This window comes from Ralstonia sp. TCR112, from assembly GCF_007997035.1.
Classification (GTDB): domain Bacteria; phylum Pseudomonadota; class Gammaproteobacteria; order Burkholderiales; family Burkholderiaceae; genus Ralstonia; species Ralstonia edaphi.
The window spans coordinates 1-19,798 of sequence record NZ_VOSS01000061.1; the positions used below are offsets into that span (position 1 = coordinate 1).

General features: G+C 66.0%; 19 protein-coding genes and 3 pseudogenes. 10 read left to right on the forward strand and 12 right to left on the reverse strand.

From position 1 onward, the window contains the following. The 3 genes and pseudogenes from FUT88_RS15455 to FUT88_RS15465 all read right to left on the reverse strand — a co-directional run. Positions 1-275 (reverse strand): annotated as a pseudogene (locus tag FUT88_RS15455) (amidase family protein); the annotation flags it as partial. A gap of 27 nt (positions 276-302) precedes the next feature. Then, positions 303-980: a DUF2848 domain-containing protein gene (locus FUT88_RS15460; RefSeq protein WP_147216418.1), complete on the reverse strand. Its 678-nt coding sequence runs from the start codon at positions 978-980 to the stop codon at positions 303-305. A 49-nt stretch (positions 981-1,029) separates the two neighbouring features. Continuing rightward, a complete protein-coding gene (locus FUT88_RS15465; RefSeq protein WP_147216420.1) occupies positions 1,030-1,752 on the reverse strand; it encodes a GntR family transcriptional regulator in 723 nt (240 codons plus the stop codon). A gap of 176 nt (positions 1,753-1,928) precedes the next feature. On the opposite strand from FUT88_RS15465, the gene FUT88_RS15470 reads away from it, so the two are divergent. The 3 genes from FUT88_RS15470 (at position 1,929) to FUT88_RS15480 (ending at position 4,958) form a co-directional block, all read left to right on the forward strand. Beyond that, a complete protein-coding gene (locus FUT88_RS15470; RefSeq protein ID WP_147216422.1) occupies positions 1,929-3,194 on the forward strand; it encodes a flavin-dependent oxidoreductase in 1,266 nt (421 codons plus the stop codon). A gap of 41 nt (positions 3,195-3,235) precedes the next feature. After that, a complete protein-coding gene (locus FUT88_RS15475) occupies positions 3,236-4,369 on the forward strand; it encodes an ABC transporter substrate-binding protein (RefSeq protein ID WP_147216424.1) in 1,134 nt (377 codons plus the stop codon). Positions 4,370-4,442: 73 nt separating this feature from the next. Continuing rightward, the gene (locus FUT88_RS15480) at positions 4,443-4,958 is read left to right on the forward strand and encodes a MarR family winged helix-turn-helix transcriptional regulator (protein ID WP_147216426.1); all 516 of its coding nucleotides are present in this window, start codon (positions 4,443-4,445) and stop codon (positions 4,956-4,958) included. Positions 4,959-5,030: 72 nt separating this feature from the next. Here the strand turns inward: FUT88_RS15480 and FUT88_RS15485 are convergent, their stop codons facing one another. After that, complete coding sequence (locus FUT88_RS15485; RefSeq protein ID WP_147216428.1) at positions 5,031-5,372, reverse strand: hypothetical protein; 342 nt, start codon at positions 5,370-5,372, stop codon at positions 5,031-5,033. 343 nt (positions 5,373-5,715) lie between these two features. Between FUT88_RS15485 and FUT88_RS15490 the strand changes: the two genes are divergently transcribed. After that, complete coding sequence (locus FUT88_RS15490) at positions 5,716-6,930, forward strand: HD-GYP domain-containing protein (RefSeq protein ID WP_147216430.1); 1,215 nt, start codon at positions 5,716-5,718, stop codon at positions 6,928-6,930. A 25-nt stretch (positions 6,931-6,955) separates the two neighbouring features. Here the strand turns inward: FUT88_RS15490 and FUT88_RS26245 are convergent, their stop codons facing one another. Further along, positions 6,956-7,117 (reverse strand): hypothetical protein, encoded by a 162-nt coding sequence (locus tag FUT88_RS26245; RefSeq protein WP_186829318.1) that lies wholly within the window; start codon positions 7,115-7,117, stop codon positions 6,956-6,958. A 230-nt stretch (positions 7,118-7,347) separates the two neighbouring features. On the opposite strand from FUT88_RS26245, the gene FUT88_RS15495 reads away from it, so the two are divergent. From FUT88_RS15495 to FUT88_RS15505, 3 genes and pseudogenes are all read left to right on the forward strand, one after another. Further along, positions 7,348-8,334, forward strand: coding sequence for a DUF6685 family protein (locus tag FUT88_RS15495; protein WP_147216432.1), 987 nt, complete (start codon positions 7,348-7,350; stop codon positions 8,332-8,334). Positions 8,335-8,439: 105 nt separating this feature from the next. Beyond that, a pseudogene (locus FUT88_RS15500) lies at positions 8,440-8,848 on the forward strand (hypothetical protein); the annotation flags it as partial. Between the two features lie 94 nt (positions 8,849-8,942). Continuing rightward, the gene (locus tag FUT88_RS15505; protein ID WP_147216434.1) at positions 8,943-11,126 is read left to right on the forward strand and encodes a TonB-dependent receptor; all 2,184 of its coding nucleotides are present in this window, start codon (positions 8,943-8,945) and stop codon (positions 11,124-11,126) included. Between the two features lie 53 nt (positions 11,127-11,179). Here FUT88_RS15505 and FUT88_RS15510 read toward each other — a convergent pair whose 3' ends face one another. Then, on the reverse strand, positions 11,180-11,812 hold the full coding sequence (locus tag FUT88_RS15510) for a hypothetical protein (RefSeq protein ID WP_147216436.1): 633 nt from the start codon (positions 11,810-11,812) through the stop codon (positions 11,180-11,182). Positions 11,813-11,947: 135 nt separating this feature from the next. After that, on the reverse strand, positions 11,948-12,535 hold the full coding sequence (locus FUT88_RS15515; protein ID WP_147216438.1) for a hypothetical protein: 588 nt from the start codon (positions 12,533-12,535) through the stop codon (positions 11,948-11,950). Between the two features lie 171 nt (positions 12,536-12,706). On the opposite strand from FUT88_RS15515, the gene FUT88_RS15520 reads away from it, so the two are divergent. Continuing rightward, positions 12,707-13,009 (forward strand): hypothetical protein, encoded by a 303-nt coding sequence (locus tag FUT88_RS15520; protein WP_147216440.1) that lies wholly within the window; start codon positions 12,707-12,709, stop codon positions 13,007-13,009. Positions 13,010-13,222: 213 nt separating this feature from the next. Here the strand turns inward: FUT88_RS15520 and FUT88_RS15530 are convergent, their stop codons facing one another. Then, positions 13,223-13,564 (reverse strand): hypothetical protein, encoded by a 342-nt coding sequence (locus tag FUT88_RS15530; protein ID WP_147216444.1) that lies wholly within the window; start codon positions 13,562-13,564, stop codon positions 13,223-13,225. Between the two features lie 217 nt (positions 13,565-13,781). On the opposite strand from FUT88_RS15530, the gene FUT88_RS15535 reads away from it, so the two are divergent. Continuing rightward, positions 13,782-15,245 (forward strand): PLP-dependent aminotransferase family protein, encoded by a 1,464-nt coding sequence (locus tag FUT88_RS15535; RefSeq protein WP_147216446.1) that lies wholly within the window; start codon positions 13,782-13,784, stop codon positions 15,243-15,245. Positions 15,246-15,254: 9 nt separating this feature from the next. On the opposite strand, the gene FUT88_RS15540 is transcribed toward FUT88_RS15535, so the two are convergent. The 4 genes from FUT88_RS15540 to FUT88_RS15555 are packed head-to-tail and all read right to left on the reverse strand — an operon-like array spanning position 15,255 to position 19,103. Next, on the reverse strand, positions 15,255-15,923 hold the full coding sequence (locus tag FUT88_RS15540; RefSeq protein WP_147216448.1) for a membrane integrity-associated transporter subunit PqiC: 669 nt from the start codon (positions 15,921-15,923) through the stop codon (positions 15,255-15,257). Further along, on the reverse strand, positions 15,920-17,563 hold the full coding sequence (locus FUT88_RS15545) for an intermembrane transport protein PqiB (protein ID WP_147216450.1): 1,644 nt from the start codon (positions 17,561-17,563) through the stop codon (positions 15,920-15,922). Before FUT88_RS15545 ends, FUT88_RS15540 begins: the two co-directional genes overlap by 4 nt. Continuing rightward, positions 17,560-18,297 carry a paraquat-inducible protein A gene (locus tag FUT88_RS15550; protein ID WP_147216452.1) on the reverse strand — a complete coding sequence of 246 codons (738 nt, stop codon included), beginning with the start codon at positions 18,295-18,297 and terminating at the stop codon, positions 17,560-17,562. The genes FUT88_RS15545 and FUT88_RS15550 overlap by 4 nt, the downstream gene beginning before the upstream one ends. After that, positions 18,294-19,103 (reverse strand): paraquat-inducible protein A, encoded by an 810-nt coding sequence (locus FUT88_RS15555; RefSeq protein ID WP_186829319.1) that lies wholly within the window; start codon positions 19,101-19,103, stop codon positions 18,294-18,296. The genes FUT88_RS15550 and FUT88_RS15555 overlap by 4 nt, the downstream gene beginning before the upstream one ends. 180 nt (positions 19,104-19,283) lie before the next feature. Here FUT88_RS15555 and FUT88_RS15560 point away from each other — a divergent pair. Further along, positions 19,284-19,798, forward strand: a pseudogene (locus FUT88_RS15560) (hypothetical protein); the annotation flags it as partial.

Here is a 19,798-nt window from a genome sequence, read left to right on the forward strand (position 1 = left end):
TGCCGTCACTTGGCCGGCCACGTCAAACAGATCCTTGATGGACACCGGCAGCCCGGCCAGCAGCGACGGCACGTTGCCTGCCGCACGCGCAGCGTCGGCGGCGCGCGCCATGGCCAGCGCGGCTTGCACGTCGATGCTCACGTAGGCGCACCGCCGGCGGCGCGGTGCGATTCGGCGTGCTCCAGGGCAGCCTCTGTCAGCGCGACGCTGGTGGTGCGGCCGGCAGCCAGGTCAGCGGCCAGCGCGCGGATCATGTTCGGGCGGGGCGTCATCATGCGGTGGTCTCCGTGAGGTGGGGCGCTTCAGCCTTCAACAGGCAGCGTGTCGACAGCATAGCGATGGCGCAACTCGGTGCCCGACACCGGGTCGATCAGGGCCATGTCGAAGGCCTCGCCAAAACCGAGTTCGCCGATGATGGGCTGCGTGCCGCAGAACATGGCGGTGCCGACGGGCAGCGTGTCGTTGCCGGTGTAGCGGCGGATGAGGTCGCGCGGGTCGAGCATGCGCGTGACGCCGCCTTCCTGATACAGCGCGGTCTGGCCGTTGCGGGTGCGCCAGGTTTTCATCTGCAGGCTGTCCCAATGGTCGGCCAGCGCTTCAAAGCGCCACACGTCGCGGCTGACGGGCTTGGCGCACATCTGCTTGGAGACCGTCACGCCATAGGCTTCGACCTTGCGGTCGGTGTGGTCGGAACCAATGCCGACCAGCAGGCCCATCGGCGTGGAATACAGCACGAACTCTGCTTCGCCGGAGGAGTCGGCGCCGGGGATCTCCACGGTGGCATCGGTGGTCAACAGCGAAGCCGACACGCGGTAGAAGCACGGCACGCGCGCCGGACGCGCCACGCCGATCGCTTCAAGCTCGGCGATGTGGTGTTCAACGGCGTCGGCATCGCGGCCGGTCCAGCCGGCAATGACAAGGTGGTCTACGGTCACGTCGATGGGGCCGTGGCCGATCAGGTTCAGGTGCAGCGTGGTCATGCGGAATCCGGAAGAGGCGGGGAAAGCGAACGGGGAAATTGGAATCGGATCAGAGCGTGCGGATGATCGTGCGGCGGAACTCGTCGATGTGCTCGCGAATGGCCTCGCGCGCTGCGGGCACGTCGCGGCGCTCCAGCGCATCGAGCACGGCGAGGTGCTCGTCGTACACGTTCTGCAGGTGTTGCGGCTCTGACAGCGAGAGGAACCAGAAACGCGCCTGCTTCTCGTGCAGGCCGCGCAGCAGTTCGGCGAGCACGCGGTTGCGCGAGGCAGCGGAAATCGCGAGGTGGAACTTGAGATCCAGCGCGGCCAGCGCGGCGATGTCGCGGTGCTCGATCAGCGCGGGCGATGCATCGACGATGGCGCGCATGGCCTCGAAATCGGCCGGATGGGCGCGCTCGGCGGCCAGCGTCACGCACAGGATCTCGTTGGTGGCGCGCACCTCGATCATGTCGAGCACGTCGTTGAGCGATAGCGGCGTCACCAGCACGCCCTTGCGCGGCAGGATCTGCACCAGCCCTTCCACCTCCAGCCGATGCAGCGCCTGGTGGATCGGCGTTCGGCCCAATCCCAGAATCGTGCCGAGCTGCGCTTCGTTGAGCGGCTCGCCCGGGCGGAATTCGCACGCCATGATGCGGCGCTTGATCTCGTTGTAGGCGAGTTCACGCATGGCGGCGCCCTTGGGCGCGTGCGCGGCAGGTTCAACGGCAAACGGTGCAGACGCGGGCGAGGGTGTGGAAGCACCCGAAACCAGCTTGATGGGACGCGACATGGGAGCGGCCTCGAATTTCGTAAAAGTCGAGTGATGGTATTGTGATATCTCACAGAGCGTCAAGCGGTCAACGCGCCGCATTCAGCCGCGTTCGTCTAGGTATTTGCCCTGATATGTCGCCCGCAGGATGCCGTTGCGATTCGTTATAGACTGCAACAAATTTCAGGGAGACAGCCATGAAGATCGCCATCATCGGGGCGGGCATCGGCGGCCTGACGCTCGCGTTGATGGCCGAGCGCCAAGGTTTCGAAGTCGAAGTGTGGGAGGCCGTGCAGACGCTGCGGCCGCTGGGCGTGGGCATCAATCTGCTGCCGCATGCCGCGCGGCAGTTGTGCGAACTCGGGCTGGAGGACACGCTGAGCGCGCTGGCGATTCGTACTTCCGCGCTGGCGTACTACAACCGTTTCGGCCAGCCGATCTGGCACGAGCCGCGCGGGTTGGCCGCCGGGTACGACTGGCCGCAGTTCTCCATCCATCGCGGCGAATTCCAGATGGCCCTGGCCGATGCCGTGATTGAGCGGCTCGGCGCGGATTGCATCCGCCTGGGTCACAGCTTTGAGGCGGTCCAATCGACGGGCGAGAAGGGTGGGCCCGTGCGCTTCACGCTGCGCGATCGCACCAACGACACGGTTGTCGAATCCTCGGCGGACGTGCTGATCGGCGCGGATGGCATCCACTCTGCCGTGCGCCGGCACTTTTACCCGACGGGCGATGCACCGCGCTTTGCGGGCCGCATGCTGTGGCGCGCCGTCACCGAGGCCGCGCCGTATCTCGATGGCCGCACCATGTTCATGGCGGGCCACCAGGACCAGAAGTTCGTCGCCTATCCGATCTCTGAACCGCTGCGCCAGCAGGGCCGCTCACGCATCAACTGGATTGCCGAACTGCGCGTCCCCGACGAGGCACCGCCGCGCAGCGACTGGAACCGCGAGGTCGACCGCGCGATCTTCCGCATCGCCTTCGCCGACTGGAAATGGGACTGGATCGACATTCCCGCCTTGATCGACGGCGCGCAGGCCGTGTACGAATTCCCGCTCGTCGACAAAGATCCGCTGCCGCGCTGGACCTTCGGCCGCGTCACGCTGTTGGGCGATGCGGCGCACCCGATGTATCCAATCGGCTCGAACGGCAGCGCGCAGGCGATTCTCGATGCGCGCGCGTTGGTCGACTGCCTGCTCGCCACGCGCGATACCGGCATTGCCCTGCGCGAGTACGAGGCCGATCGCCTGCCGCGCACCGCGGGCATCGTGCTGCGCAACCGCCTCAATGGGCCGGAGCAGGTCATGCAGCTCGCGCATGAACGCGCGCCCCAAGGCTTTTCGCGCATCGACGACGTGATCCCGCGCGCCGAACTGGAAGGGATTGCGATGCGCTATAAAAAACTGGCCGGCTTCGATCCGCAGTCGCTGCGCGATCAGCCGCCCATGCCGCGCCGCGCCTGAAACACCCGTACGTTCAAACGCCAGAAAAAAAGAGGGGACCCATGATCATCCGCCGCACCATCTGCGCCGCTGCTGCGCTGTTGCTTGCCACCGCCGCCCATGCCGACATCGTCGTGGGTGTGAGCCTGTCGACGACCGGGCCGTCGGCGTCGCTCGGCATCACGCAGAAGAATTCGCTGGCGTTCTATCCCGACACCATCGCCGGAGAAAAGCTGCGCCTCGTGGTCGTGGATGACGCCTCCGACCCGAGCACCGGCACGCGCCTGGCGCGCAAGCTCGTCACGGAAGACCACGTCGACATCATCGTGGGCTCATCGGCGGTGGCACCGTCGATTGCGATTGCCGAAGTCGCCACCGAGTCGCAGACGCCGCAACTGGCGCTGGCGCCGGTGGAGCTGAAGCCGGGCAAGGGCGATTGGACCTACCGGCTTGCGCAGCCCATCTCGCTGATGGCCGAGGCGATTGCCACGCGCATGGCGGCGTCTGGCGTCAAGAACGTCGGCTTCATTGGTTTTTCGGATGCGTACGGCGAGAGCTGGCTGAAGGACTTCACTGCTGCCGCCACGCCGCGCGGCATCAAGATCGTCGACGTGGAGCGCTACGCCCGCGCAGACACCAGCGTGACGGGGCAGGTCGCCAAGCTGGTCAGCATCAAGCCCGATGCGATCCTGGTGGCCGGTGCGGGCACGGGCGCCGCGCTGCCGCACACCGCATTGCGCGATCGCGGTTACACGGGGCCGATCTACCAGACGCACGGCGCGGCGACGAAAGACCTGATCCGCATCGGCGGCAAGACGGTCGACGGGGCCATCCTTCCGGCCGGCCCGGTGATCGTGGCCGAGCAATTGCCCGACAGCCACCCGAGCAAAAAGACCGCGCTTGAATACGTGACGCGCTATGAGAAAGCCAACGGCCCCGACACGCGCACGCAGTTCGGTGCCCACACGTGGGATGCGCTGCAGGTGCTCCAGCGAATCGTGCCGGTGGCGCTCAAGAAGGCCAAGCCCGGCACGCCGGAGTTCCGCCAGGCGCTGAAGAACGCGCTGGAATCGGAGCGCGACATCGTCGTTTCGCATGGCGTCCTCAACTACACGGCCACGGATCATTTCGGCTTTGACGCGCGCGGGCGCGTGCTGCTGACCATCGACCACGGCAAGTGGAAATTGTTGAACTGAAACGCGCGCGGGTGCGTGGCCGGCGGGCGCATCGGCGACGATAATCGAGGGGTCTTTCACCATCGACACCGCCATGCCGCGCACGCCCAAAGCCGACGACCTGTATCCCGCCGTGGCCCCCTCGGGGCACTTCAACCCGCATCTGGCGGACGTCGAGTATGGCGCGCTTGACGGCCTCGTCGGCTATGCGGTGCGCCGCGCGCAGCTGCACATCTACGAAGATTTCGTGCGCTCGCTGCAGACGTGGAACATCACGCCGCCGCGCTTCTCGGCCATGACCGTGATCGCGCACAACCCGAACCTGAAGCTGACGGAGCTGGCGAACATCCTGGGCGTGGCGCGCTCGGGGGCGGTGCTGCTGGTCGATACGCTCGAAGACATGGGCATGGTGGAACGCCAGCCGTCGCCCAAGGACAAGCGCGCCTTCCGGCTCGTGCTGACCGCCAAGGGCGCGACCACCCTGGACGACATCACCCGGGCCGTCACTGCGCACGATGCTCGCGTGACGGCGCATCTTTCCAAGGATGAGCGGCAGACGCTGCTGGCGCTGCTCAACAAGCTGGCATCGGGGCCGGATTCCGCTTCGTGACGTGCAGCGTGCGTGCGCAAATGACAAGCGGCCCGACATTGGGCCGCTTTGCTTTGGTGCAGGCTGCGCGCTTTAGCGCTTGTTCGCGTCGATGGCCTTCTGCCAGAGGTCTTTGTCCGGCGGATACAGCGAGTCGAAATACTCGCGCAGCGCGCAGATCTCCTGGACGATCTCGAACGGAAAGCCCTGGCGGCCACCCCGATCGTCGATCTGCAGGCTGTTCAGGTAGCGCCGGCAGCCGATGAAATCGGCCCACTTGGCGGCGATCGTGTTGATGATGCGCGGAAACTTCCGGCCGAGTTCGATCGGCCGTACCTCGTCGGGCAGGGATGCGAGCCACCGGATGGCGTCGCGGTTGAGCGCGAAGTCATCGGCGTTCTGCTGCTTACGTTGAGAGGTGGGATCTTGAGTCATATCGGATGCGCATCCTTGAAGTCTAGTGTACCCCTCCCGCGCCGGGCTGCCAGCCCGACAGGCGAGGGTCTTGACGCATCACCTGTTTGATTCGACCGCCGCCACAGCCGGTGTCCCGCCGGTTGCTTGCCAAGGCCGGGATATGCCGCGCGCCGCCCAATCCACATTCGCCTCAAGTTTTGCCCAGGCTTGCCGATAAGCCAAGCGCGGTTTGGCGCGCTGACGGACCAGAGCATCCACCGGCGTAAAACGCCTAGACTGCGATACACGAGCCAGTGTCGGCTGGCACGCCGCTCCCCTAATTCAATCAAAAAACCGGACGTTGAGCCGAGGTAGGCAGGGTATGAAGCGAATCGATGCGAGCCAATTGCGTGTCGGCATGTTTGTGATGAAGCTGGGGGGGTCCTGGCTCAAGCATCCGTTCTGGCGTGCGCAATTCCAGTTGTCGCACCAAGGCCAGATTGACGACATCCGCCGCGCGGGTATCACCGAAATCTGGATCGACCCTGAGCGCGGCGAAGACGTCATGTCCGAAACCCTGATGCCCGCTCCGGCCGCGGCGCCTGCGCCCGAGCCGCTTACGCGCGAGACGCTGGCAGCGCGGCCGCCAATCACGCCCACGTCGCTCAAGGAAGAGTGGAAGCACGCCCAGCAGCTGATGCAGAACGGCAAGGCGACGCTTGGACACATGTTTTCCGAAGCGCGCATGGGCCGCGCGCTGGAAACCGAAAAGGCGCTGCTGCTGGTGGACGACGTGTCGAACTCCCTGGCACGCAACTCGTACGCGCTGATTGCCCTGGCGCGGCTGAAGAACAAGGACGATTACACCTACCTGCATTCGTTTGCGGTTTGCGCGCTGATGGTGGCGCTGGCCAAGACGCTGGGCCTGCCCGAAGAGGAGATTCGCGAGTGCGGGCTGGGCGGGCTGGTGCACGACATCGGCAAATCGGCCATGCCGCGCACGCTGCTTGACAAGAGCACTGCCCTGACCAAGGACGAACTGGCGCTGCTGCAGACCCACGCCGTTGGCGGCCATCACCTGCTGCAGGGTACCGGGCAGTTCAGCGAGATTGCGCGCGAGATCTGCCTGCACCATCACGAGCGCATCGACGGCAGCGGTTACCCCGACGCGCTGAAGGCCGACGGCATCAGCCTGTGGGCCAAGATGGGCGCCATCTGCGACGTGTACGACACGCTCACGTCGAGCAGCCCGTATCACCATGCGTGGTCTCCGGCGCAGGCGCTGAAATACATGATGGCGCGCACCGATACGCAGTTCGACCGCACCGTTTTCCAGGCCTTCACGCGCAGCGTGGGCATCTACCCGGTCGGCACGCTGGTCAAGCTGCGGACCAACCGCTTGGGCGTGGTGGTCCACCAGAACGAGGCGTCTGCGCTCAAGCCGGATGTGGTTGTTTTCTATTCGGGCAACACCAAGACGCGCGTGCGCCCAGAGCGCATCAGCCTGAGCAAGTCAGATGATTCCATCGTGACCGTGGAAGACGCCACCACCTGGGGTTTGTCGGACGAGGAAGTGTCCGACATGTGCCTGGTCTGAGGCGGTGGCCCAGCGCCAGACGGCGTCAGAAGTCTTCCACGGGCGGCTCTTTCTGCTCCGCCGGATTTGGACGGGTGTCGCGTGGCACCAGCGGCTCGCCGGGCTTGCGCTTGGCGGGTTGTGGCTGCGCTTTCGGGCTTTCGGGCTGCGTCGTATCGGTGTCGGAACGGCCTGGCTGGGTTGGCATCGCGGTCTCCTGATCGGCGGATGCCTCTCTTCCAGCATGTCGCGGGCCTGACAAGTCCCCACGTTTCATGTGTATTTTTCTTAACACGGACTTCAACAAACTTCATGGCACACCCCTCTAAAGTGGGGTACGTTTGAGTCGTTGGTTTTTACATTGCTGAACAATCGCCACACATTCAGAGCGACGTCGGCAGTCCGCCAAACAAACGATTCAGTCTTCCGGGGGGTGACATGAACGTTTCCAACCTGCTGCATGCGGCGTCGAACTGGGTCGTCCAGTCGCGCGCTTTCAATGTCACGCAATCGGTCGCGCACCATCGCACGCCCACCGATGCGCTGTCGCACTGGAAACTCGATATCTGGCACAAGAGCGTGCCGTTCCTGCTCGAGGGCGGCCTTGCCGAGCCCGCGCACCAGCTGTTTCCCAAACATCTTGCGCATGCCGACTGGGTGGATGAGCTGCACCACCATCTCAGCCAGCTGGTGGGCGTGCGGCGCGAGCACTGCAAGATCGATATCCGCGCGGTGACAGGGCTGGCGCAGTCGCCCTGCTCGGTGCACTCGTTTCCGAGCATGCTGGTATTTGCGCATCAGCATTGCCGTCGCATTCCGCACAGCACGGACGCCGACTTTGCCGCCAACCGGCGCCACGTGTTCCGCTACGCAGATCAGGCCAACGTGTTTCGCGCCTACGACTTTGCCGGCGGTGAACTCTTCTACATGAACGAATGGGGTGCGCACCATTTCGCCGCGCTGGCGTTGCAGGCGCGTACGCAGAACCGTGAGCTACTGGTCGAGGCCGAAGTGCGTCATGCGCGTTCTGCGCTGGGGCTGCGCCGTCTGCTTGACGGCTTCTATGTGATTGGCGCCCGGCGGCAAGGACAGCAGCGCTACGGCACGCGTTTGTCGGAAGCGCTGGCCAGCCACCAGGTGCCGCATCGCTGGATGCATGGCCGCCGCGAGGCCGAAGGCTTCGAGCTGTGCTTCCTGCCCAAGTCCGATCGCTTTGCCAACTGCGTGGGCGAACAGCTCGTGCGCGACGGCTGGTTCGACTATGGCGCCTGGCTGGCCAGCCTGCACGATGCCACCGAGGTGGGCGCCCCCGCGCAACGCGCTGAGGCCGCCCGCAAGACGCGCTCCAACTGGAAACGCGTGCCGGTGCCGACTCTGGGCGTGCCGACGGGTCTCATGCCGGGCTTTGCGCACACGCGTTTGTAATACTGCGGCGCTACGCTCGCGGGTTGTTCTGCCCCTCCACCTGACGGATTGCTGAATCAGGCGGCTGGTGTCAGAATTCGCAACTTAGTTGCATTGGGGCGCACAATGTCGGGTGATATTGTGCGCCGGCACCTAGCGCCCGACTTTGCGTTCCTTCCGCTCCTCCTCCCTCCATCTGCGTTGGCTGGCTTGCCTGCTGGCCGTGTTCCTGCTGTTTGGTCAGCAGGGCGCGCTGCGGCATGCGCTCTCGCATTGGAGTGAATTCAGCGAAGCGACCGGCGTCGAGTTCAATGCCGCCACCACGGCCAAGCCGACCAGTGCCGAGCGCAGTCAGCCCGCGCAGGAGCACGCCGCGTGCTTGCAGTGCGCGGCCTATGCCGCGCTGGCGGCGGCCTTGCCGATGCTGGTGGCGCTGCGCCTGGCGCATACGCGGCGCTGGCACTTTCCGCGCATCGGCTTTCATGCGGGCGCGCCGGTCTTTCCGGTGGCCGTGTGTTCGCGCGATCCTCCATTCGCCTTTGATTCCCGCCTTGCCTGTCGGCGCGCGCTTGTGTTGACGCATGCGCGAGCCGCTGTTTAACGCATCCGCTCGATTCAAAGGTTTTTTCATGATTCCGTTCCAGCCCCGCAAGCTGGTGATGGCGCTTGCCGCCGTCCTGCCGTCCGTCGCCTCGGTTTCCGCCCTGGCTCAGGAGGCCACACCGCCGGCCGCTACGCCTTCCACGCCCACTACGACGGCACCCGCCACCAACGTGCGCGACCTCAGCGAAACCCGCGTCACGGCCAAGCGCCTGGACGCCGCACGCAATGCGCTGTCACCGGACACTGGCAGCTCCGTCTACAAGTTCGACACCGATGACATCGCCCGCCTGCCGCTGGGCGATGCGACGCCGCTGAACCAGGTGCTGCTGCAGGCCCCGGGCGTGGTGCAGGATTCCTACGGGCAACTGCACGTGCGCGGAGACCACTCGAACCTGCAATACCGCATCAATGGCGTGATCGTTCCCGAGCCGATCAGCGGCTTCGGGCAGATGCTGGATACGCGCTTCGCCAACCAGATCAACGTGCTGACCGGCGCACTGCCCGCGCAATACGGCTACCGCACAGCCGGGATTGTCGACATCACCACCAAGGGTGCGTCTGCCGACGAGGACGGCGAGCCGAAGGCCTTTGGCGGCGAGATCGGCACGGTGCTGGGCAGCAATGCCACGCACGAGGTCAATGCGCAGATCCAGGGCACGAAAGACCGCTTCAGCTATTACCTGTCGGGCGTGTTCCTGGAAAACAACCTCGGCATTGAGAACCCGACGGGCAACCGCAACGCCACGCACGACCACACCACGCAAAACAAGTCGTTCGGCATGCTGTCGTACCTGCTCGACAACGACAGCCGCGTGAGCTTCATGTTCGGCACGTCGAACGGCCGGTTCCAGATTCCGACGCGTCCGGGCCTGACGCCGCAATTCACGCTCGATGGCGCGGTGCCGCCGGCGTCGGAAGCGCTCAACGCCAATCAGCGTGAGAAGACTGACTTCCAGATCCTGACGTATCAGCAGAAGGTGTCGCCCAAGCTCGACTACCAGGTGTCGGTGTTCCGCCGCGCAAGCCGCATCGATTACATGCCCGATCCGATCGGCGATCTGGTCTACAACGGCGTGGCCGCCGACATCACGCGCCGCAACGAGGCCTACGGCCTGCAGGGCGATGCGAGCTACAAGCTGACCGACAAGCACACGCTGCGTGCCGGCGTGTTCGTCCAGCGCGAGCGCTATGTGGCCAACAACACCGCCAGCGTGTTTGCCGCCGACGACTCCGGCGCCCAGACCAGCACCACGCCGTTCACCATCGTCGACAACCACAGCGGCAGCGGCACGACCCTGGGCGTCTACCTGCAGGACGAGTGGAAGCCCACCGACAAGCTCACCGTCAACTACGGCGCGCGCTACGACCGCGTCAACACCATCGTCAGCGAGCAGCAACTGAGCCCGCGCCTTGGCCTGACGTACGACCTGACGCCGCGCACCCGCGTGCATGCCGGCTACGCGCGCTACTTCACGCCGCCGCCCACGGAGAAGTTCGACACCACGTCGGTGCAGGCCTTTGCCGGCACGACCAACGCGTTGCCGTCGGACGCCAACACGGCCGTCAAGTCGGAGCGTTCGAACTACTTTGATCTGGGGATTTCGCACCAGCTCACATCGCACCTGACGTTGGGTCTGGACGCGTATTACCGCGACGTGCGCCATCTGCAGGACGAAGGGCAGTTCGGCAATGCGCTGCTGTACTCGGCGTTCAACTACGAGCGCGGCCGCATCTACGGCCTGGAAGGCAGCGCGAACTATCGCAACGGCAACTTCGGGGCCTACCTGAACCTGGCTGTGTCGCGCGCGCAGGGCAAGGGCATCGAGACCGGCCAGTTCAACTTTGATGCCGACGAGCTGGCCTACATCAACAACCATTGGGTCAATCTCGATCACGACCAGCGCCTGACCGCGTCGGCTGGCGTGTCGTACCGGTATTCCGGCACGACATATACGAGCGACGTGCTGTTCGGTACGGGCTTGCGCAACGGCTTCGCCAACACCGAACATCTGCCGGCCTACTGGCAGATGAATGTCGGGGCCGCACGTGACTTCAATCTGCCGACGCTGGGCAAGTTCAAGACGCGCCTGACCGTGCTGAATATCTTCGATCGCAGCTATCAGTTGCGCGATGGCACGGGCATCGGCGTGGGGGCACCGCAGTTTGCGCCGCGCCGTACGTTCCTGTTGTCGGTCAGCAAGCCGTTCTAAGCAAATCGGGCCAGCACATGTGGCTGGCCGATGTTTCATCGATGACATCGTCATCACATGGGCGGGGCCATCCCGTCCTTGCCGACCAGCACGCGCTGCGCGACGAGCGTGCCTTGCGCGTCGGCGCGTACAAACATGACGACGTGCGCGCCGGCTTTCAGGTCATCGCGCCGACCCGGTTCGAAGGTGACGATCGGCACTTGCGGCGGCACCACGATGCGCTGCTCCCCATCCTTGTATTTGACCGACAGCGTGCGGCCCTGCGCGCTGGTGACGGCACCTGCCTGTTCGACAGTGCCGTTGGTCATGCTGCTGTTCGGGCCCATGTCGTAGGGGCGGTGGCCGTCGCCGGTGCCGCGCATGGCTTCCGGAAATACATGGACTTCCAGTGCGCGCAGCGTGCCATCCGGTTGCTTGACCGCCGCCGTGCCGATATAGCTGCCGGCGCGAATGGCTGACGGCTCGATCGGCGCAACCTGCGTGACGTTGAGGTCGACCGGCAGCGTCACGGTGGCCTTGTTGCCGGACGTGTCGGTCACGTCGACCGCGGTGCTGTGTACCGCGTTGATGGTGGCCCGCACGCGCGTGGGCGCAGCGGTACCTTGCGCAGAGGCAGCCAGAGGGAAGAGCGCTGCGGCGACAGTGACAACTGCAGCGGTACAGGCAGAAAGGCGTAATCGGATCATGGGGTAGGGGCGTGAAGTTCGCTCGACAAAAGGGGCGGCGGGCCTGCGCGGTTCACGGGTGCGTGATGCGCGGCCCGCCACCAGTCTAGACGGGAGCACGCTTGCGTGCAGACGCCGTCCTGATCTCGACGGTGCCTAGCTCCGATGCTGACCCGGCACGCGCTTGCCCTTGTACGTCGGGCGGCTGCGGCGCATGTTGTCAGACCAGTCGGTGCCGCCGCCGGTGGGCGATTGCACCGGCACATCACGGCTGCCGGGTTGCGGGTCGATCGGCGCTTCGTCCAGGTCGACGGCGTCCGGCGCGTCGGCATCGTCGTTTTCACCGGCCAGGCCCGTGGCGTGTTCGAAGTTCTCATCGTCGATGGGCGTGTCCACGTCGGGGTCGTGTATGTCGTGGACAGCGTCGGGCATCAGGTCGCCGCCTTCGCGTACGACCGGCTCGTGCCCAGCGGCGCGGCGCTCGCCGGTGCCCGTGGAATCGGTGTCGCTGTCGAGGTTGACGTCGCCGAGGTCGGCGCCCGCTGTGCGGTTGGCCGCGTTGCCGTGCGGGTGGACCGCCGGATCATCGTCAAAGCGGTCTTCAACGTCGCTGCCCAGGCCCGGGCCGCCGACCACGTCGCTGCCCGAGTCCGAACTGTCGGAGGGGCCGAGTGCGTCGGTGCCGTGACCCTTGCCGGTTTGTGCGGGTGCTTCGCCGGTGCGATACAGGTTGCTGGTTGCCATGTGGATTCTCCATGCGTGCTTGTGCGCCAAGGCGCGACACAGCAGATGCAGCAAGCCGGATACCCGCGCGCCGCACCGCACCCGTAGCTTGCGCATGGTTTCGGCGGCACGCAGGTTGCGACGCACGTCGACGCGGGCGAGCCGCCCGTAACCGAAATCAGGAGGCTGACGATGAAGCAACACGCACAGCAACCGCACAAGCCCGCTGCGCAGGCGGGAGACAAGGCGGGGGAACGAAAGACCGGAAGCGGGAAGGGCGGGCATAACGCGCAAGCGCAGCAAGAGCGCAGCGGCACCCGCGAGCGCGCTGAATCGGACCGCGCCGAGCGCACTTCCATGCAGCATGGCACCGACCAGTCCAAGCGCCCGATGCCGGTGCCTGCCGAGGACGGCCGTGCCGCCGCACAGGAAGGGCAGATGCCGCAAAACCAGCAGCGCCTGGGGCAGCACCAGAACAGCCGGAAACAGCCATGAGCGGCACCCATTCACCGCGTGATAACGACAAAGCCAAGGCGCCTTCGGGCGACGCTGCTCGACCCGTTGCGCCAGCCATCCCCAGTGAAAGCGGCGTAGGCGAGGAAGACCCGGGCGACTTCGAGAACGCTTCGATTCGCCCGGACGACGGGAAGCCGCCCGGCGCCCCGCACCGAAAGCCTAGCGAGCGAGGCTGACAGCTTGGGCGTGGATTCAGCCGTGAGATGTCTGGCGCGGCTGAATCCAATGTGCCAGCCACCGCCACATTCCCAGCCACGGACGGCGGTGCGTGCGAAGCGGCGGCACGACGATGCGCAAGTGCGCGTCGATGCCGGCATCGGCATGCAGGCGCCACCACCCCGAGGTTTCCACCACATGCGCGTGGCCTGCGCCGAGCGTATAGCGCACCACGGCGCCCCAACGCGACGGTGGCTCAAGGCGCAAGGTCCCTTCCAGTGCCACGAGCGTGGTTCCGGCGCCCAGCCAATGCAGGCCTGTCTGGCCAGAGCCCAGCGCCAACCATTCGGGTTCGGAAGTAGGTGTCGTCGCAGTCATGTCGATCTCCTGAACATGGCTTCAGCGTAGGCACCACACGCCTGCGCCAACAGACACAGAGCAACGCAACTTCAGCCGCAACACCCTTGCGCTCGTGACAATCTGTTGCGGTACAGTTTGGCGTTGTCTGTATCTGTTGCGGTCGCGGTCTTGCCGGCATGATGTGCTGGACACGTTTCCTTGCCGCTTGTTGCCGCCCCCGCTGCCCCTCGCCGCCATGTCCGTCACCGAGTTGACTCCACCGCCCGCGCAGCCGCTGTATCGGACGCTTGCCGATCATTACCTCGGCGCGATCCGCAGCGGGGTGTTGGCGCCTGGGGAGCGCATGCCGTCAGTGCGCACGTTAATGCGCACGCACGCCGTCAGCCTGTCGACCGCGCTGCAGGTATGTCGGCATCTGGAGACGGAAGGCTGGCTCGAAGCGCGCGAGCGTTCCGGCTACTTTGTGCGGCAACCGCGCCGCGCCTTGCTGGCGCCCGTCAAGGAACCCGAAGTGTCGACGCCGGATCCCGCCGCCTACGTGGGCGTGCACGCGCGCGTGTCGGCCATCGTGGCGCGCGGGCAGCAAGCCGCCGTGCATGTCGATCTGTCCGGCGCAAGCGGGGCGGCTGCGTTGTATCCGGCAGCGGCGCTCAATCGGATCGCATCGCAGGTGTTGCGGCGGTATCCGTTGCTGCTGACGCAGGCCGTCATCCCGAACGGTCATCCTGAATTGCAGACCGCCGTAGCGCGCCGTGCGCTCGACATGGGCGTGCAAGTTGCGCCGGACGACGTGATCGTCACCCACGGCTGTATCGAGGCCGTGAACCTGGCATTGCGCGCCGTGGCCCAGCCGGGCGATACGGTGGCCGTGGAATCACCGACTTACTACGGGCTGCTGCAGGTGCTGGAGAGCCTCGGCATGCGCGCGGTGGAAATTCCTACAAGCCCGCGCACCGGCATGTCGCTTGAAGCGCTCGAGATGGCGGTGCAGGCCTACGGCAACATCCGCGCGGTGGTGGTCGTGCCGAATCTGCAGAACCCGCTCGGCAGCATCATGCCGGACGCCGCAAAGCGTCGCATGGCCGCCTTTTGCGACGCCAACCGCATCGCGCTCATTGAAGACGATACCTACAGCGCCCTGGGCGACAGTCCCACGCCGCTCAAGGCGCTCAAGGCGTGGGACCGCACGGGCAACGTCATCTATTGCGCCTCGTTGAGCAAGGTGCTGGCACCCGGCCTGCGCCTGGGCTGGATGGCCGCCGGCCGCTGGCAGGGGCGGGTGCAGATGCTGAAGTTTGCCCAGTCGCGGCCGAACGATTCGTGGTCGCAGGTGCTGGCGGGGCGCTTTATCGCGTCGGGCGCGTACGACCGCCACCTGCGCACGCTGCGTCAGACGCTGCGCGAACAACGCGAGCGCATGGCCGAATCGATCGCCGGGTGTTTCCCCGCCGGCACGCGGTTGTCGGTGCCGTCAGGCGGGTTGGCGATGTGGGTGGAGTTGCCCACGAACGTGTCGTCGATGGAGCTGTTCGATGCGGCGCTGGCACAGGGCATCCGGATTGCGCCGGGCACGATGTTCTCGAACCTGAACCGCTTCGATCATTTCTTCCGCATCTGCTTCGGGCTGGCGCCTTCGGCCAATCTTGAAGCAGCGCTGGCCACGCTCGGCCGGCTCACGCAGGAACTGGCTGAGCGCTGACGCATCAGCTTACCGGCACCACGCCGGCACAGCGGAAGGTGTTTCCAGACCCTGCACGCTCTGCGCAATCTGTTGCGACCACTGCTGCACGAGGCGTTGCGTGGATGACACCACCGCGTTCACGCCAGCCTCTGAATCCGTACCCACGGCTTGCCCATTGACGGGCAGGGCCAGCGTCGTCTGACAGGTCAGGGCTGCGGGCGCGGCCCCTTGATTTGCCGCGTCGCGCGATACACGCCACGTCACCAGCGCCGTCACGCCTTGTCCGGGCCGCGCGTCATAGCTGCGCATCTCGGCACCGATCCGGTAGAGCGGCACGCCCGCCGGGGCCGCTGCACTCCCCACGTCCACCGCAGACAGCGTCGTCGCGAGGTTCGCAGACAGCGCATCACGCAGTTCCGAACCGAACGGCGCCGCCCAGCGCTGCTGCTCAAGCGCCACCACTTCGCTATCGGACGTACGCAAAACGATCTGCGGCTTGTCCAGGCGATCAGGCACCCGCACCCCCGAGAGGCGGAAGGCGCGTTGGAAGCGGCCGGTGTCCGTGATTTCGGGGCGCACCGATAGCGTATGCAACGTCGGCTCGGGCGAAGCGCAGGCTGCAAGCAGCAGAGCAGCGGCAGCGGCGCTCGCCAGGCGAAGAGAGGAAGACAGCATCGTCGTTTGCATCGGCATCATTGCGCGTCCTTTGCCTTGCCGCGGATCAGCGCTTCCGGGTGGCGGTCCAGATAGTCGGTCAGCACGCGCACGGACGCGGCGGCCTTGGCGACCTGTTCCAGCGTGTCGCGCGCATTGCGTTGCAGCGGGGCATCGTCAGAGAAGACCTGGCGTGCAGAATCCAGCGTGCGGCGCGCCTCGGCCAGCGTTTCCTTCATCTGCGGAGCGAGGTCGCTGTTGACGGTCTTGGCCAACTGCTCGGTCTGCTTGAGCGTGGCGTCGAGCGTGGTCAGCGTGCGGTGGACGTCCTGCCCGATCTGTTCGAACGGCACCTTGTTCAGCTTCTTGGCGATGCCGGCAATCTGCGCTTCGATGTCGTCGGTCGGGTTGTCGGCAGTCGGGAAGACGTACGCACCGTCACGATCTCGCATGCCAAAGCGCGGCGGGGTCTTGTCGCGGTCCGCTGCGTCGATGAAGTCGAGGTTCACGAACTGCTGGCCCGTCAGCAGGCTTGCGCTCTTCAGCTGCGCGCGCATGCCGTTCTTCACCAGCACGTCGAACTGCGTGCGGACGTCTTCGGCGGCGTGCTGCGGATTGTCGTCGCGGATGTCCATGCCGAAGCGCGTGGGGTACAGCGTGGCCGTCACGGGCAGCACGAACTCGTGGCGCTTCTTGCTGTAGTGGATGCCGATCGATTTGATCTCGCCCACGTTGATGCCCTTGAACTCCACCGGCGCCCCCACGTTGAGGCCGCGCAGGGAGCGGTGGAAGTACATCACCACCGTCTGCGACAGGTGTTCCGGGTCCTTCAGCGCCGCGGTTTCGTTGCGCACGAGCTGGAACTGCGCATCGGAGGCAGCCGGTTCGTGATCGGCTTCTTCGGGGGTCTGGAACGCGATGCCACCGAGCGCCACGGTCAGCAGCGATTGCGTATCGACCTTCAGCCCATTGGCGTCGAGCTTGAGGTCGATGCCGCTGGCGTTCCAGAACCGCGTGCCGCGAGCCACAAACTTGTCGAACGGCGCGTTGACGAAGATGTGCAGCGTCACGCCCTTGCCGTCGGCGTCGATGTCGTAAGCCGTCACCTGGCCCACGCGCACGCGGCGGAAATACACCGGCGCACCGATGTCGAGCGAGCCCAGGTCAGGCGCATGCAGCGTGAATTGCTTGCCGGGCGCATCGGCCGAGATGGCCGGGGGCGTGTCGAGGCCCTTGAAGGTCGATTTCTTCTCCTGCGAACGGCCGCCGTCCACGCCGATATAGGCACCGGAGAGCAGCGTGCCGAGCCCCGATATGCTGCCGGCGGCCACGCGCGGGCGCACCACCCAGAAGCGTGTGTCCGATGCGGCAAACGCCTTGCCGTCATGCGTGAGTTCGATCAGCACCACGGCGCCGGAGCGGTCGTCGGTCAGCCCCACCGCCTTGACCACGCCGATATCGACGCTCTTGTATTTCACACGCGTCTTGCCCGCTTCGATGCCTTCGGCCGAACTGAACGTGACGGTCACCTGCGCGCCGCGCGCCAGGATCACGCGCGCCATGAGTGTGGCGCCCACCACGAGCGCCACGATCGGCACCAGCCAGATCAGGGAGGGCAGCCAGCGCTTGCGCTTCGTGCGGCGCGGCCCGGGAATGTTTTCGTTATCGACGGGGGCGGTCATACATCGGTCTCTTCGGGATCGGGCTCGTCGATGACGTCCCAGATCAGGCGGGGATCAAAACAGCGGGCGGCGAACATGGTCAGCACCACCACGGCGGCAAACGGGCCGACACCGGGGCCGGGTTTGATGATGGCGAGCGTCGACAGATGCACAAGACCTGCGAGCAGCGTCACCACAAACACATCGAGCATCGACCACCGGCCGATGAGCTCGACCAGCGCATACAGACGCGTGCGCAGGCGCGGGTTCCAGTGCCAGCGTTGCTGCACCGAAAGGCACAGCACCGCCAGGATGCCGAGCTTGGCCAGCGGCACCAGGAAGCTTGCGATGAACACGATGATGGCCAGGTGCCACGAGCCCGACGTCCACAGGTAGACGATCCCGCTCATGATGGTGTCCTGCTGCGTGCCGAGCAGGGTGTCGGTAATCATCACCGGCAGCAGGTTGGCCGGCAGGTACATGGCGGCCGCCGCAATCAGCAGCGCCCAGCAGCGCGCCAGGCTGTCGGGCTTGCGCACGTGCAAGGGCGTCATGCAGCGCGGGCAGACCGGTGCTGCGGTGGCTTCATCAGGTGCGTCTGCGTGGGTGAGCACCGCTTGCGTGGCGGCCTCTGATCTGGGCATGCGTGCCAGCAGGCCGCAGCGCTCGCATGTCACCAGGCCATGCGCGGCGGCACGCAGCGGCCGGGCTTGTTGCGCCGGCTGTGCAGAGGCAGGCGTGGTGGTGCTGTTCACGGGCGGTCCTCGCCGGGGCGGGCGGCGGCATCCACGCCGGTGGGCGCGTCGACTTGCGAGCCCGGCGGCAGCGTCAGTCCGATCTCGCGCCAGAACGGTCGCAGGTCGATCGATAACGCCACCGTCAGGAACACGGTGAGCGCGGCAAACGCCCACAGGCCCGCATCGGCTTCCAGCGACACCATGCGCGCGACTTTGATGAGCGCCACCACCACGCCCAGCATGAAGATCTCGACCATCGCCCACGGGCGAATCAACGCCGCCGTGCGGAGCACCAGCGCTGCGGCCGGATGCTGCCGCCCGCGCCATCGCGCGATGAGCAGCGGCGCCAGCACCGACATGTACATCAGCGGGAAGAACACCGTGGTGAGCGCCACCAGCACGGCAGCGAACAGCATGTCGTAGTCATACAGCGCCACGATGGCACCCCACAGCGTGGTGGCGTGCCGGTTGCCGCCGCCGTTCATCTCGGCAATCGGAAAGATGTTGGCGACGATGTAGACGATGAGGCCCGTCAACACCAGCGGCAGCAGCACCGACAGCCGCTCGCTCTGGTTGCGGTACAGCTTGACGCCGCAGCGCGTGCAGTGCGCCTCTTCATCCAGCGCAATGACTTCGTGGCGATGCAGGGTGTCGCAATGCTCGCAGGCGATCCAGGCATCCGGATCGCCCGGCAGCGGCTGGGCGACCGGGGCAGCCTTGGCGTCGAGGTGGTCACCCGCTGCGCGCCATGACCGGGGCAGCGGGAAGGGCAATTTCACGTTAACAGCTCCATCGTGGCTGAGGGCGCGGCGGGGCGCCGACAGTCGGGCAGGCGATTATACATACAGGGTTGAATGTATAGCTGAGTGCCGCCTTCCGCATTTTGACGCACGGTCACAAGCAAATATCCCGCCAATGAGCGCGCTCGACGATGGCGCCGGGTGATGGCGGAACGGCCCTTGCTGAGTTGGAGGGGCACATCCTCAACCTCAAAGGAGCCATTCATGACGTATCTCCGTGCATCTTCTCTTGTAGTCGCGCTGGCGCTGGCAGGCGGTACGGCGGCGGCGTATGCCCAGACGGGGGCGGCCCAATCCAACAGCACGGCGGGGGGCAGCACCATGTCTCCGGCCGGCGGTACCAGCACCGACGCAACGGCCACGGGCACGGGCACGGGGGGCGCTGCCGTCAATGGCGGCTCGACGGGCAGCGGCCGGGATGCCACCCGTAATCGCAATGCCACCGGCAAGCAAGGGCGCTCCGGCAATACATCGTCGCGCTCGGGTTCCAGCGGCGGCTATGGCGGCAGTGCAAACGATTCGACCGGCAGCACGACCGGCGGCGGGTCGGGCGGGGTCGGGGTCGGCGCCCCTGGTGCTGGCGGCTCGGTGGGCGCGCCGGGCGGTGGTAATGGCGGCGGTGCTGCCGGCTCGGGCGGTGTCGGTGGCGGCGTCGGTGGCGGCGTCGGTGGCGGAGCAGGCAGCGGGGGCGCTGGCGGGGCCGCGGGCGGCAGCGGCGG

Coding starts and splice junctions, on each gene's coding strand:
- FUT88_RS15460 (WP_147216418.1), bottom strand. CDS start 980: ATGACCACGCTGCACCTGAACCTGATCGGCCACGGCCCCATCGACGTG.
- FUT88_RS15465 (WP_147216420.1), bottom strand. CDS start 1,752: ATGTCGCGTCCCATCAAGCTGGTTTCGGGTGCTTCCACACCCTCGCCC.
- FUT88_RS15470 (WP_147216422.1), top strand. CDS start 1,929: ATGAAGATCGCCATCATCGGGGCGGGCATCGGCGGCCTGACGCTCGCG.
- FUT88_RS15475 (WP_147216424.1), top strand. CDS start 3,236: ATGATCATCCGCCGCACCATCTGCGCCGCTGCTGCGCTGTTGCTTGCC.
- FUT88_RS15480 (WP_147216426.1), top strand. CDS start 4,443: ATGCCGCGCACGCCCAAAGCCGACGACCTGTATCCCGCCGTGGCCCCC.
- FUT88_RS15485 (WP_147216428.1), bottom strand. CDS start 5,372: ATGACTCAAGATCCCACCTCTCAACGTAAGCAGCAGAACGCCGATGAC.
- FUT88_RS15490 (WP_147216430.1), top strand. CDS start 5,716: ATGAAGCGAATCGATGCGAGCCAATTGCGTGTCGGCATGTTTGTGATG.
- FUT88_RS26245 (WP_186829318.1), bottom strand. CDS start 7,117: ATGCCAACCCAGCCAGGCCGTTCCGACACCGATACGACGCAGCCCGAA.
- FUT88_RS15495 (WP_147216432.1), top strand. CDS start 7,348: ATGAACGTTTCCAACCTGCTGCATGCGGCGTCGAACTGGGTCGTCCAG.
- FUT88_RS15505 (WP_147216434.1), top strand. CDS start 8,943: ATGATTCCGTTCCAGCCCCGCAAGCTGGTGATGGCGCTTGCCGCCGTC.
- FUT88_RS15510 (WP_147216436.1), bottom strand. CDS start 11,812: ATGATCCGATTACGCCTTTCTGCCTGTACCGCTGCAGTTGTCACTGTC.
- FUT88_RS15515 (WP_147216438.1), bottom strand. CDS start 12,535: ATGGCAACCAGCAACCTGTATCGCACCGGCGAAGCACCCGCACAAACC.
- FUT88_RS15520 (WP_147216440.1), top strand. CDS start 12,707: ATGAAGCAACACGCACAGCAACCGCACAAGCCCGCTGCGCAGGCGGGA.
- FUT88_RS15530 (WP_147216444.1), bottom strand. CDS start 13,564: ATGACTGCGACGACACCTACTTCCGAACCCGAATGGTTGGCGCTGGGC.
- FUT88_RS15535 (WP_147216446.1), top strand. CDS start 13,782: ATGTCCGTCACCGAGTTGACTCCACCGCCCGCGCAGCCGCTGTATCGG.
- FUT88_RS15540 (WP_147216448.1), bottom strand. CDS start 15,923: ATGATGCCGATGCAAACGACGATGCTGTCTTCCTCTCTTCGCCTGGCG.
- FUT88_RS15545 (WP_147216450.1), bottom strand. CDS start 17,563: ATGACCGCCCCCGTCGATAACGAAAACATTCCCGGGCCGCGCCGCACG.